This window comes from Nitrospirota bacterium (assembly GCA_020846775.1).
Lineage (GTDB): Bacteria > Nitrospirota > 9FT-COMBO-42-15 > HDB-SIOI813 > HDB-SIOI813 > RBG-16-43-11.
The window spans coordinates 1-13,750 of sequence record JADLDG010000029.1; the positions used below are offsets into that span (position 1 = coordinate 1).

13 protein-coding genes, 1 tRNA gene and 1 other RNA gene are annotated in these 13,750 nt (G+C 43.5%); 5 read left to right on the forward strand and 10 right to left on the reverse strand.

The genetic code is table 11. From position 1 onward, the window contains the following. The 5 genes from rpoD to rnpB all read left to right on the forward strand — a co-directional run. On the forward strand, nucleotides 1–1,733 hold a 1,733-nt coding region (gene rpoD, locus IT392_04510; protein ID MCC6543750.1), incomplete at its 5' end, for an RNA polymerase sigma factor RpoD. A 7-nt stretch (nucleotides 1,734–1,740) separates the two neighbouring features. Next, nucleotides 1,741–1,816: transfer RNA gene (locus tag IT392_04515), tRNA-Ile, on the forward strand. A 63-nt stretch (nucleotides 1,817–1,879) separates the two neighbouring features. Then, complete coding sequence (locus IT392_04520) at nucleotides 1,880–2,611, forward strand: hypothetical protein (GenBank protein ID MCC6543751.1); 732 nt, start codon at nucleotides 1,880–1,882, stop codon at nucleotides 2,609–2,611. Beyond that, complete coding sequence (locus IT392_04525; GenBank protein MCC6543752.1) at nucleotides 2,605–3,006, forward strand: ribonuclease HI family protein; 402 nt, start codon at nucleotides 2,605–2,607, stop codon at nucleotides 3,004–3,006. The genes IT392_04520 and IT392_04525 overlap by 7 nt, the downstream gene beginning before the upstream one ends. A gap of 128 nt (nucleotides 3,007–3,134) precedes the next feature. After that, an RNA gene (gene rnpB / locus IT392_04530) (RNase P RNA component class A) lies at nucleotides 3,135–3,576 on the forward strand. 69 nt (nucleotides 3,577–3,645) lie between these two features. Here rnpB and IT392_04535 read toward each other — a convergent pair. The 10 genes from IT392_04535 to IT392_04580 all read right to left on the reverse strand — a co-directional run bounded on the left by IT392_04535 (nucleotide 3,646) and on the right by IT392_04580 (nucleotide 13,706). Further along, entirely contained in the window at nucleotides 3,646–4,197 is a 552-nt protein-coding gene (locus IT392_04535) for a hemerythrin domain-containing protein (protein ID MCC6543753.1), read from the reverse strand. A 126-nt stretch (nucleotides 4,198–4,323) separates the two neighbouring features. Then, entirely contained in the window at nucleotides 4,324–5,067 is a 744-nt protein-coding gene (locus tag IT392_04540; GenBank protein MCC6543754.1) for a cytochrome b N-terminal domain-containing protein, read from the reverse strand. Nucleotides 5,068–5,099: 32 nt separating this feature from the next. Next, a complete protein-coding gene (locus IT392_04545; protein MCC6543755.1) occupies nucleotides 5,100–5,537 on the reverse strand; it encodes a Rieske (2Fe-2S) protein in 438 nt (145 codons plus the stop codon). A 6-nt stretch (nucleotides 5,538–5,543) separates the two neighbouring features. Further along, a complete protein-coding gene (locus tag IT392_04550) occupies nucleotides 5,544–5,990 on the reverse strand; it encodes a cytochrome c (protein ID MCC6543756.1) in 447 nt (148 codons plus the stop codon). Between the two features lie 19 nt (nucleotides 5,991–6,009). After that, a complete protein-coding gene (locus IT392_04555) occupies nucleotides 6,010–7,374 on the reverse strand; it encodes a phosphoglucosamine mutase (protein ID MCC6543757.1) in 1,365 nt (454 codons plus the stop codon). Further along, the gene (locus IT392_04560) at nucleotides 7,371–8,039 is read right to left on the reverse strand and encodes a hypothetical protein (GenBank protein ID MCC6543758.1); all 669 of its coding nucleotides are present in this window, start codon (nucleotides 8,037–8,039) and stop codon (nucleotides 7,371–7,373) included. The genes IT392_04555 and IT392_04560 overlap by 4 nt, the downstream gene beginning before the upstream one ends. Before the next feature lie 10 nt (nucleotides 8,040–8,049). Continuing rightward, nucleotides 8,050–8,913, reverse strand: coding sequence for a TIGR00159 family protein (locus IT392_04565; GenBank protein ID MCC6543759.1), 864 nt, complete (start codon nucleotides 8,911–8,913; stop codon nucleotides 8,050–8,052). Further along, complete coding sequence (gene folP, locus IT392_04570) at nucleotides 8,909–9,718, reverse strand: dihydropteroate synthase (GenBank protein ID MCC6543760.1); 810 nt, start codon at nucleotides 9,716–9,718, stop codon at nucleotides 8,909–8,911. The genes IT392_04565 and folP overlap by 5 nt, the downstream gene beginning before the upstream one ends. A 53-nt stretch (nucleotides 9,719–9,771) precedes the next feature. Then, a complete protein-coding gene (gene ftsH, locus IT392_04575) occupies nucleotides 9,772–11,571 on the reverse strand; it encodes an ATP-dependent zinc metalloprotease FtsH (GenBank protein ID MCC6543761.1) in 1,800 nt (599 codons plus the stop codon). Nucleotides 11,572–11,708: 137 nt separating this feature from the next. Then, entirely contained in the window at nucleotides 11,709–13,706 is a 1,998-nt protein-coding gene (locus tag IT392_04580; GenBank protein ID MCC6543762.1) for a cation:proton antiporter, read from the reverse strand. Between the last annotated feature and the right edge of the window lie 44 nt (nucleotides 13,707–13,750).

Below are 13,750 nucleotides of genomic sequence, written 5' to 3' on the forward strand. Positions count from 1 at the left end.
ACCTTATTTCAGTAGGTAAGGAAAAAGGCTATCTAACGTATGATGAGCTTAATAATGCCTTGCCTGAAGATTTTGTCTCCTCTGATGAGATGGATAGCATAATGATGATGTTCGGTGAGATGGAAATTGACATTGTTGATCAAATAGAAGAAGAAAATTATCAGAAACTTGTTAATGAAGAAGAGGTAGAGGAAGAAGAGAAGGAAGAGAGAGATCTGAGTGTTGGGATAGCAAGGTTAGATGATCCTGTCAGGCTTTACCTGAAAGAAATGGGAGATGTATCCCTCTTAAGCAGGGAAGGTGAGATCGAGATAGCTAAAAGGATTGAAGAAGGTAAAAGGGAGATTGAATCTATAATCTTTGGTATGCCTTTTACCATAAGTCAGATCGTTTTATTCGGAGATAGACTGAAGACAGGTAAAGTCACACTTCATGAGTTTGTGTCTACATATGAAGAGGAAGATGTCGAGTTTGAGGAGATTGTTGAACAGGATATAGAGGAGTTGAAGCACAAGACTTTGGCTGTGATTGAAAAGCTAAAAAGGACGTATAGAGAATTCAGGAATCAGCAGAAAAAAGTTAATTCCGGCACATTAAAAGTGAAAGAACTTGCCAAGGCTAATTCCAAGATTTCAGCTATTAAGGCAAAGATAATTGAAGTAGTGGTTTCCCTTAATCTGAAAGCAAAGTTTATTGATATGATAGTGGAGAAGTTAAAAGAATACAATAAGGAAATACATCGCAAGGATAATGAGATTCAGGTCTGCAGCAGGAAAATGAAATGCAAGGCCGATGAGCTTCCGGTAATTTTCGGTAAGATACAGGGGAATAAATTAAAATTAAAGAGACTGGCAGATAAGATCAATAAACGGGAGGAAGATATCCTGAGTTTGGAGAGGACCTGGTCTGCTGCTGTGGAATCTCTGAGATTAATTGAGAATGACGTTGTTATACCTTCACATGAACTTAAAGAGGCTGTAAAGGTATTAGAGATGGCAGAGTTACGGAGCAGGATTGCAAAGAGTGAGCTCATTGAAGCAAACCTTCGTTTGGTCGTAAGTATCGCTAAGAAATACACCAACCGCGGACTTCAGTTTCTTGACCTTATTCAGGAAGGAAACATTGGGCTGATGAAGGCAGTAGATAAGTTTGAATACAGACGTGGTTATAAGTTCAGTACCTATGCTACATGGTGGATACGTCAGGCAATAACAAGGGCGATTGCTGATCAGGCACGGACAATCAGGATCCCTGTGCATATGATTGAAACTATCAACAAATTGATTCGTACATCAAGGCAGCTGGTACAGGAGATCGGCAGAGAACCAACTCCGGAAGAAATCGCTGCAGAGATGAAACTTCCTGTAGACAAGGTGAGGAAGGTTCTTAAGATCGCAAAAGAGCCTATTTCATTGGAGACCCCTGTTGGTGAGGAGGAAGACAGCCATCTCGGTGATTTCATTGAAGACAAAAAGGTGGTGTCTCCTCTGGAGGCAGCAGTTAAGGCAAACCTGCATGGGCAGATTGATTCTGTGTTACAGACACTTACGCCAAGGGAAGAAAAAGTACTGAGGCTGCGTTTTGGGATAGGCGAAATAACGGATCATACTCTTGAGGAGGTCGGTCAGAGCTTTGATGTTACACGTGAAAGGATTAGACAAATTGAAGCTAAGGCCTTAAGAAAGCTGAGACACCCAAGCCGTAGTAAACGCCTCAAGAGCTTTATAGAGTAGGATTGCAGGGCCCATAGCTCAGTTGGTAGAGCTACCGGCTCATAACCGGTTGGTCCCAGGTTCAAGTCCTGGTGGGCCCACCATGTTTAACATGGTATTATGCAGTTGTAAGTTTTATTATGTATGATATAATTTAAAGTTCACTTATGGATTTTATACAATATGACCAGCTAAGGATTCTTGTTCAACTTCAGGATAAAGACTTCCGCATTGCAGGGATAGTAGAAAAGCAAAAGAACCTGCCGTCTATCATTGCCTCGATTAGGGGCAGCCTTGATAAAGCACAACAGGAGTTATCAGAGGCGTCTGCCGGTTTTGATTCTGCTACCAAGGAGCGAAAAAACCTTGAGAGTTCGCTCAAGGATGCAGAGACCAAGGTAACTAAACTTAAAGAGAAAATCCCTGAGATTAAGACAAATAAGGAATATCATGCACTGCTCAAGGAAATTGAGTCTGCAGGACAGGATAAGTCTGAAATAGAAGAAAAGATATTAGTCCTGTTTGAAATGCTTGATGAATTAAAGGTAAAGCGATCAGAGAAGGAAAATGTAGTTAAGGAAGCAGAGAAGGTATTTAACAGGGAGAAGGAAGTAATTGAAAAGGATTATGAGAAACTTGCTGAAATTTTAAAGGATCTGGAATCTCAAAAAAGCGACATCGTAGCCGGTATGGATCCTAAACTTCTTTCTGAATATAACCGGCTTCTTAGTGACAAAAAGGGGTTAGCTGTCGTAACTGTGAAAAATGAGCACTGTCTTGGCTGTCATATGCGCGTCCCGCCTCAGGTCTTTGCTGAAATAAAAAAGAATGAAAAGATAAGCTACTGTTTAAACTGCAAGAGGATCCTCTATTGGAAACCACAAGACACAGCATCCTGAAAATCTTTACAGACGGAGTTGCAAGGGGAAATCCAGGTGAAGGTGGTTTTGGGGTAATCATTAAGGATTCTGACGGCTGCGTAATAGAAGAAGTTGGCGGATATATCGGAATTACAACGAATAATGTTGCTGAATATACTGCACTGTTAAATGCATTGAAGACCTCTTTGAAATACAATGCCGGGAAAATTGTTGTTTACTCAGATTCAGAGCTTATGGTAAGACAGCTTAACGGTATATATAAGGTTAGAAATGAGGGTCTTTTGCCATTGTATAAAGAGGCAAAAGAATTGACTTCCCAATTCAGGGATTTTACTATTGAACATATTCCGCGTGAAAAAAACAGAGAAGCGGATGCCCTGGCAAATAAGGCAGTGGACAGAAAGCATTCCTGATCCTGAGTCCAAACTCTGAATAATCAATATCATAAGCTGCATTAGACAAAATGCTTGAAAGATTTGTGATTTGGATTTAATATTATTAAGGGCTAAGATATAAGGAATTTAGATTCCAAATTTCGGACTAAGTAAGACAGATGATCGCTCTGTCCCGTTTCGTGGACAGGGAGGAAAGTCCGAACTCCGCAGGGCGCGGTGCTGGCTAACAACCAGTGGGGGTGACCCTAAGGAAAGTGACACATAAAACAAACCGCTAGGAAAGCCTTAATGGCTTTCACTTGTAGCTATTGGCTAATAGCTATAAGCTATTAGTGAAGATGCGAAGTATCTTCCTAGTAAGGGTGAAACGGCGAGGTAAGAGCTCACCGCTCCATTGGTAACAATGGAGGCACGGTAAACCCCACCAGGAGCAAGACCAAATAGGGGGACGATTGAGGGCTGCCCGTCCGAGTCTCCGGGTTAGGTCGCTTAAGGTCCTGAGCAATCAGGGTCTCAGAGGAATGATCATCGCTTTCGTCCTGGTAACGGGATGGGAGAACAGAATTCGGCTTACGTCTTACTTAGTCCGTAAAAAATCATCAGGGTGGGTAATTCCCACCCTGAAACTTAATGTGCAGGTATTGACATAAGGCTACTTTAGGACAATTCTTTGGATAGTTGTTCAACAAGGTTAGCATACTTCTGCCAGCCGCCTTCTCCGAGTTTTTCTTTTTCAACTATCTCAAATTTCTTTAAGAGTTCTTCCTGAAACGACTCCGGCAGGATGTTATCGGCCATCATATAAAGTATGCCGTCTTCTTTAGGAATATGCTGTGACAGCAGATCCGAATAATTCCGTGCATTCTCAGCAATTGCCTTCTTGAAGCTATTATCTCCTGCAGCATATTTCTCAATACTTTCAGCTAATCCCCTTGCAAAGCTCCGCCCTTCATCATGTTCAATCAGCATCATTCCGATTGGGCCTCCCTCCCTCGGGAATCCCCTCTCTTCCATGGCCTGGAATAGCAGGTCCTCCTCTTTTCCATGATGATAATTATCTGCAAAAGTCTTAATAAAGTCTGAAGCTTTCTTCAGTGAATCTGCAGGTACATCAGCCCCCTGGTCTAACTTTTTGGCCACCTTTTGTAAGATGTCAAGCATCTTCTCTATCAGTCTGTGGTCTTTCTTTAGCGCCTCAGTTGCTACCATTGTATTATTACCTCCTGTTGTAAGGTGAATTTACCTATATACTATCATACTATATTTGTTAGTGACATTGTATGATATTTATCATATTGCCAGACAAATTTATGCTGGACGATTCTAAGCCAATTTTCACAATGGCTCTGAAATGCCGAGTCTCCTGACCATCAGAAAATGCATTGCAAGCAAACCGACAGTAATCCAGGGTAGTATTACTACATGAAAGGCAAAGAACCTTGTTAGTGCAAGCTGGCCAACTGCATCTCCCCCTTTAAGAAGATAAGTAAAATATTTTCCAAGAATGGGAAATGTAGATGGTATCTCTGCACCTATTGTCGTTGCCCAGAATGAGACCTGGTTCCATGGCAGAAGATAACCTGTAAATCCAAAGGCCATAACAAGTAATAAAAGGGTGATCCCAATGACCCAGTTCATATCCCTCGGATGTTTATACGCACCATGAAAATAAATCCTTATCATATGTATAAGCACAGTAATAACCATAATATTTGCTGCCCAGTGGTGAAATCCACGTACCATCCATCCAAAAGGGACATTGTTGGTGATATGGACTACACTGTCATATGCCTGATCAATAGTTGGCCTGTAATACATAAGCAGGAGTATACCGGTTATTATATTAGTTACAAAGAGGAGGAAAGTGAAACCGCCGAAACAAAACCAGAAATTGACATGTTTTGGCACAGGCTTCTTAAGTATCTTCTGAAGGGCTGTCCTGAGATCAAGCCTGTCGTCAAGTTCACCATATAGAAAGCCGGTGGCGAGCCCAAACCAGTTAATAATCCATCGCAGGTTGACACTGCGCTCAATCTTGTCCAGCCACGTACGTCTTTTTTTTATCTTATTATTACTCATTGCTCATTGCTTTACACTCATTGCTTCTTATATCATCCCACGACTATCTTATCCCCGGTAATCTTTACATCGTAACTTGGAAGCGGACGAGGCGGCGGGCCGGCCACTACTGTCCCATTCAGATCATAAGTGCCTGCATGACACGGGCAGACGAGTCTGTTCTGTTCCGGATGCCAGTTAACTATGCATCCCAGGTGAGTACAGATAAGTGAAAGGGCATACAGCGTTTCGTTGCTCTTGATGATGCCGACCGGTTTGCCCCCGATTACAAGCTTTTTCATGCCACCTTCAGGGAGGTCGGCGGCAGGGAAAGAGACTTTATCTTCACCAGGAGGCCCTGCTGTCTTTTCCGTAGGCCATATATACCTGATACCTGCGAAACCGGATAACCCAGCTGCACAAGCGGCCCAGATACCTATCAGGACATTAATAGCTGTAGTTAAGAAATTCCGTCTTGATACTTCTTCCATATGTATCTAATTCGTCTTATTCACTTCCCTGGCAAAAGTCCTTATATAGTGTATAACGGCCCATCTCTGCTCCGGCTTCATGATTTCTTCCCTTGCGAACATCCTGGTTCCGTGTACACCCTTGGAGACAGAATAAAACAGCATACCGTCCGACTTATCCGATATCGCGGATGATTTCGTAAAGTCCCGCGGCATTGGTTTATACTTACCGATAACAGCGGCATTTCCCTTGCCGTCGCCGTGTACGCCATGGCATACCTCGCAATGACCTGTATAGAGCGCACGCCCTTCCCTTAATGTAGCCAGATTAAATGGCAGGGGGTTTTTCTTGTTTATATATTCCTGAGGATAAAAACCAGGGTCCGTAGTTGGGTCGTTTTCGGCAAAAGACATTAAAGGAAATACCAGCATCATTGCTGATACAATAAGTACCATTTTACATAGATTATTCATAACACCTCCGTATCTTGTATCAAGTCACCCCGATATATTTATGAACTGCATCAGAAACAGTATCAATTACTTCTAATATTTCTTCGTGTGTCTCGCCCTCGACCATTATTCGAAGGAGAGTCTCGGTACCTGAGTATCTTACAACAATTCGACCCCTTCCTTCCAGCTTTTTTTCTGACTCTCTGACGATCCTGTTAAAGTCGCGCAAGGTTTCGAGCGGCTTCTTCTCTTTCACCTTGATATTGACTAATTTTTGAGGAAAAGTTTTCATGCAGGATGCCAGATCAGACAGTCCCTTTCCTGTCTGCTGCATCATCGTCAAAACCTGCAGCGCCGTTATAAGGCCATCACCTGTAGTATTGTAATCCAGGAAAATTAAGTGTCCTGACTGTTCCCCGCCGAGGTTGTAGTTGTTTTTTATCATCTCTTCCATGACATATCTGTCTCCAACCTGTGTCCTGACAACGCGTATGCCCGCTTCTTTCATTGCGATATCAAGACCGAAGTTGCTCATAACGGTTGCGACGAGTGTGTCATGAGACAACCTTCCTAATCTTTTATACTCGATGGCACACATTGCCAGCAGCTTATCGCCGTCCACTACTTCACCTTTTTCGTCAACCATTATTAACCTGTCTGCATCTCCGTCATGAGCCAGTCCGATATGAGCGTTGTGTTCTTTAACGAGACGTTGAACTGCCTCCGGATGCAGGGAACCGCACGAACGATTAATATTCACACCGTCAGGTTTATCACCAATCGTAATTACATCTGCCCCGAGTTCCCGCAATACTGTGGGTGTTATCTTGTAAGCCGCACCGTTTGAGCAGTCTATGACAACCTTGAGCCCTCCGAAGTCAAGCCCTTTCGGGATACTGTTTTTTACAAACTCGATGTATCTGCCTTCTGCATCGTCAATCCGGAAGGCCTTCCCAAGCCCCTCACCCGTAGGTCTCAGATTGTCTGTCTCTCCAGAATCAATGAGCTTCTCAATTTCAAGTTCATGATCATCCGGAAGTTTGAAACCATCTTCAGAGAAGAATTTAATCCCATTATCTTCAAAAAGATTATGGGATGCAGATATAACAACACCTGCATCTGCCCTGAAACTCCGGGTTAAAAAGGCAATAGCGGGAGTCGGCATGGGACCGACGAGCAGGACATCAACCCCCATTGAGCAGATGCCGGCAGTAAGTGCGCCTTCAAACATATAACCCGACAGACGGGTATCCTTTCCTATTACTATCCTGTGATGGCCTACCTTATTCTTTTTCTTCTTGAAAAAATATGCCGCTGCCCTTCCCAGACGGACAGTCATTTCGGCTGTCAATGGTTCTACGTTTGCTATACCCCTGATACCATCTGTACCAAATAATTTTCTCATATTTTACTTATCTCCACATAAACCGTAATAACCCTTTTTCCTAAAACCCTTACATTATGAAAAGGGGTGTCTATCTTGACTTCCCGGGTGAAACTGTTTTTTCTGCCGGTAATGTCTATCTCCGGCCCTTTCAGAACAGATAGTGATGTCACCTCGTACTCTGAACCTTCCACTGTAACCAGTGGCGGATTAATTGATATCCTGCGGAGTTTATATCCGGGCTCCGGCATTCCTGTAATATTAATCTGCACCTTTACATCTTTCTTTACTGAGTTAACTACATCAATCTTAATCTTTTTTGGGTCTATTCTGATTACTTCCATATTAGTGCCATGAGGAATGTTTATGTTGCTGTTATCAATAGCATAGAATCTCCCGCCTGCCTTCACCTTTGAAAGATCAAGGCTTACACTCAATTGAGTCGGGTCAAGATCTCTGAGTACATTTTGTCTTCCCCTTAATCTGACGTTAATACGGTCCTCGAAGTTCCCTATAACCATCATATCTTCAGGAATATTTTTGAGCTCAAGTGGAAGGACATAATTGACCTCAAGGGTATCTCTCATGGATATGGGGGAGATATAAAACCATAAGACAATAGCAAAAAAGAGTGAAGCAAATTTTAAGAATGCATTTTCTAATATAAGGTTCCTGATGTAACTCATCTTCCCTGTTCTACTTGTTTAATTCATCTCCGCCAATAATCCTGCTGAGTCTTTCCCTGTTTTTCTTACCTGATAGACGTTCCCCTAATCTGCCGAACCAGATGGTTTTGTCTTTTTTCTTTTCCTGCTGGAATATGTTTGTCAATACACGTCGCAACGCTGCGGTGTCGAGTTTCCTCATCATGTTCCCGTCAATGCTTACCGAGATATCTCCGGTCTCCTCGGATACAACAATAACTACTGCATCGGTCTCTTCAGTCACACCTATTGCTGCCCTGTGCCTTGTCCCAAGGGCTTTGTTCACATCTGAGCTCAGGGTTAGAGGGAGGAAGCATCCTGCGGCGACGATACGATCTGCCTTAATGATAACAGCCCCATCGTGAATAGGCGAGTATGGCAGAAAAATGCTTGTAAGCAATTCCCTGGTTATACGCGCATCAAGTTGAATACCCATCTCTACAAGGTCTTTAAGTTCAGTGTTTCTCTCAATGACGATAATTGCCCCTATCTTTTTACTCGCCATTGATACTGATGCCTTGATTATTTCTTCAATATACTTTGATTCCTCCATAGGGGTGAGCCTCTTTGTAAGCGGATTCTGGCCCATTTGAACCAGGGCTTTTCTGATCTCTGGCTGAAACAGGATTATAAGTGCGAGAACTATATATGAGCCAAAGCTGTGTATTAACCAGTCGAGAGTATAGAGTCCGGCCCACCTTGATATTACAAATGTAACAAAAAGTACAACAAGGCCCATAAGCATGTAAAATGCCCGCGTGCCCTTTATAATGAGAAATAGCCGGTAGAATACAAATGTGACAATGGCTATATCCACAATGTCCTGCCAGCGTAATTCGCTGACCATGCCTCTAATGAAATTCATATCCCTCTATCGCATTCACCATCTCAACAACCTGTCTCATTTCCTTAACATCATGCACCCTGATGATATCTGCCCCTTTCATGATGGCAACCGCTACAACAGCTGCCGTACCTTCCAGACGGCCTTCAATAGCCTGGTTCAAAACTGTCCCGATGAAAGACTTCCTGGAAGGGCCGACCAGCAGTCGGCAGCCCAGGTTTTTAAAGATATCCAGGCGCTTTATCAACAGCAGGTTGTGTGCAAGGCTTTTTCCGAAACAAATACCAGGATCTACTATAATTTTATCTTTACTGATGCCATTGTTTGTTGCATATGCCACACGTTCCGAGAGGAAGTTGAATACATCATTTACAACATCATCATATACGGGGTTTGTCTGCATATTCCCCGGGTTTCCAAGCATGTGCATTAATACAACAGGAACATGGTGCTTACTTGCTACATGAACCATTTCCGCATCAAATCTTAATGCACTGACATCATTAATTATAGATGCCCCTGCCTCCAGGGCCAGCCTTGCAACACCTGATTTATACGTATCAACAGATATTGGAATCTTTACACGATTTGCCAGCGCTTCGATTACCGGTATTACACGCCTGACCTCTTCCTCAAACGGGACAGAGGCTGCTCCAGGCCGTGTTGACTCACCTCCGATATCAATAATGTCAGCGCCATCATCTTCTAATTTAATTCCGCGGGTTACGGCCTTTTCATGATTAAAAAAAAGTCCTCCGTCTGAAAAGGAATCGGGGGTAACATTTAATATTCCCATAAGCCTGGTTTTGTTCCTCATGTCAATTAAATACGGTAAAACACATTAACTGAATGCGGACAAGAAATGTTTAATTACACTGTTGAAGTTGTCAATCTTATAATTTCTTCTATTTCAGGTCCATCGAGGACTTCCTTTTCCAACAGTGCCTCTGCAAGTGCCTTCAGTGTATTGATATTATCTTTAAGCATCTTCTTTGCCCTGTCATAGTTTTCCATTACGAGCCGCTTAACCTCGGCATCAATCATTATGGCAGTATCTTCGCTGTAATCCCTGTGCTGTGAAATCTCACGTCCAAGAAATATCTCTTCCTGTTTTTTACCAAAGGTAAGAGGGCCGAGCTTCTCACTCATTCCCCACTCACACACCATCTTTCTCGCCAGGTCAGTAGCCCGTTCAATATCATTACCGGCCCCTGTCGTCATGTGATTCATCATCAACTCCTCAGCTGCCCGGCCACCCATCAGCACTGCTATGTTTGAATATAGAAATTCTTTTGAGTAGGTATATTTTTCGTCAACAGGTAACTGCTGTGTAAGACCAAGCGCCCGTCCCCTTGGGATAATGGTAACCTTATGGATAGGGTCTGTCCCCGGCAGAAGCTTTGCCACGAGTGTGTGGCCTGCCTCATGGAAGGCAGTGTTTTTCTTTTCCTTTTCGCTTATGAAGAGGCTTTTTCTCTCCACCCCCATCAGGACTTTATCCTTGGCAGCCTCAAAGTCTGTCATCTCAACTGACTTCTTGTTTATCCTCGCTGCATATAGCGCGGCCTCATTGACAAGGTTTGCCAGCTCGGCGCCTGAGAACCCGGGTGTCCCTCTCGCGATCGTCTCCAGATTAACATCACTTGACAATGGTATCTTTTTTGTATGGACCTTCAGGATTTCAACCCTGCCCCGGACGTCAGGCCTTCCCACAACGATCTGCCTGTCAAATCTGCCAGGCCTGAGGAGGGCCGGGTCAAGTACATCGGGCCTGTTTGTAGCAGCGATAAGGATCACACCTTCAGTTGTCTCAAACCCATCCATCTCAACAAGGAGCTGGTTAAGTGTCTGTTCACGTTCATCATGTCCTCCGCCAAGACCGGCGCCGCGAAGACGTCCTACCGCATCAATTTCATCAATGAATATTATACAGGGGGCATTCTTCTTACCCTGATCAAAGAGGTCCCTGACCCTTGAAGCTCCGACACCGACGAACATCTCTACAAAGTCAGAACCGCTTATGCTGAAGAACGGTACGTTTGCCTCTCCTGCAATTGCCTTTGCAAGCAGGGTTTTGCCTGTACCAGGAGGTCCGACGATTAATACTCCCTTGGGGATCCTCCCGCCAAGTTTCTGAAACTTGGGAGGGTCTTTAAGGAATTCTATGATTTCCTGAACCTCCTCCTTGGCCTCTTCTACACCTGCTACGTCTGCAAAGGTAACTTTCTTGCGATCTTCAGTCAGAAGCTTTGCCTTGCTCTTGCCGAAAGATAATGCCTTGTTTCCTCCCATTTGTGTCTGTCTCATAAAGAATATCCACACAGCAACCAGGAGTATAATAGGTCCCCAGGAAAAGAGAAATGCGATATACCATGGAGTGTCATCAGGAGGTTTGACCGTAATCTTTACATTCTTAGCCCTGAGATCGGTTACAAGGTTCGGGTAATCAACTACATAAGTATTAAACTGGGCACCATCCTTCAATGTCCCTGTAATCTTTTTCTCCTTGATCACAACATCTGTAACGTCTCCTGCTTCAATCTTGTTAAGGAAGTCACTAAACACCATTTCCTTTGATGTCGGGGTTCCCTGTTGTGAGAGATAATATAAAAGAATCATTACGCCGCCAATTATTACCCATAGTCCTAAGTTCTTATAGAAAGAGTTCATGTCTTATTTATAATCCTCCGTATTTTATTTCAGTCAGTCATTTACGCACAACAATTCACCCTTGGTTATGAACCAACTAAGTATTGGATAATATAACATAATTAGTTTCATATTGACAACAGCACGTGCCTGTCTTCTTAAACACTCTTTATCCTTAAATCAATATATTCCACTGCCCGGTCAATATCCTCTTTCGTGCCGATTAAAAGAAGGATATCTCCTTCCTTAAAGGCGAAGTCAGATGAAGGATTGTGATGGACAATATCCTTACGTTTTACGGCTATAATAGTGGCGCCTGTTTCAACCCTGAGGTTCAGCTCCCTAAGGGTGAGACCGACAGCGCCTGACGTGTCACGGATAAGATAGGTTTCAGTCTCCATCCCTTCCAGCAATTCCTGTCGTTCTGTCATTCCTTTTTGGGGAAGTGCGATCCCCCTGAGAACGCTGTAGGAGTCTTTTCTGATGTTTTCGATATGCTCCGATATGACATTCCTCGGTGTATTATAATGATGGAGGACCCTTGAGAATATCTCCACAGATGTTTCAAATTCTTCAGGAATGACCTCGTTGGCGCCTGAGTCTAAGAGATGGTCAACCTCAGCAACATAACGGGTTCGAACGATTATGTGAATCTCAGGATTTTCTTTTCTTGCTATTTGCACTATCCTCCTTGTTGCAGGCGCATCCGAAATAGCAATAACAAGTACCTTTGCTGAATGGATGCCAAGCTTATGAAGGATTTCTACACTTGTACCATCTCCGTAATATATAGGCTCCTGCATCTTTTTCATCTTTCTAACCGTATTATTATTCATCTCGAGTATAACATAGGGGATATCCAGCGCCCTCAAGACCTTTGCCAGATTACGTCCGTTGATGCCAAAGCCTGTAATAATAACGTGTCCGGCCCTTTTTGAAGGAGTCGGCTCTGTCAGGTCAATCCGGCGCATCCTCATCAGCCTGTTGAACAGGGACCGGGAGATAAACCATAAGGCTGCAGGTGATGAGACACTGATGACAAAAGGAGTCGCTATCATTGTCAGCACCGAGGCAGACAGGAATATCTGATAGATCTCATCTGTTATAAGACCGGCATTTTTCCCGGCAACTGCAAGGATAAAAGAGAATTCTCCGACCTGTGACAAATAGAAGCCTGTATGAATTGAGTTCTGCAGAGATTGACCTGACAGAGATGCAGACACGGCAGCAGTAATAATCTTTATCAGGATAATTACAACTACAATACCGGAAATAGTCCAGAGGTGTGTACGAAGAAAGCCAAGATTCAACAACATCCCTACAGACATGAAGAACAGGCCTGTAAAACTTTCTTTAAATGGAAGGATATCTGAAATAGCCTGAGCCGCATACTCAGACTCTGATATGACAATACCTGCGAGAAAAGCGCCCAGTGCAAGGGATAATCCGAACATGGAGGTAATCAGGGCAGTCCCGAGGCATAGTAAGATAATAGTCATAAAGAAAAGCTCACGGCTTCGCGTACTGACTACCTCATGCAGTATTCGCGGAACTCCCCATGTTGAAGCAAACAGGACAATGCCGACAACAAGGGCAGCTGTCAGCATTGTAATGAGTACGTCAACGGAGCTGCCACCATTGCCTGCGAGGACAGGGATCAGAAGCATGAAAGGCACAACACAGAGGTCCTGAAAAATGAGCATTCCTACCGACATTCGCCCATGAGGAGAGTATATCTCACTTCTTTCCAGGAGTATCTTCATCACAATAGCCGTACTGCTGAGGGATACAAGGAATCCCTCAAATATTGCCATATTGAGGTTGTGCTGAACAAACAGGGAAATAAGGAGAACTACCACAGCTATCGTCAGACCTATCTGTATGAAACCTCCTAAAAATATTGACCGGCGGAGCTTAAGCAGATTTTTTAATGAAAACTCAAGCCCTATTGTAAACATCAGTAGTATGACACCGATCTCAGCAAAGAGTTCTACGTCCCTGACATCAGATATAAGATGGGCCCCATGCGGACCAACAATGACGCCGGCAATGAGGAATCCGACAATAGAAGATATCTTCAACCTTCCGAGGACAAACACAATTACGGCCGAGATGCAAAGGATAATTACCAGAGATTTTAGAAATTCAAGTTCCATATGGTATTAGCTGACAGGAATAAATGTTATGGATTCCAAAGAAT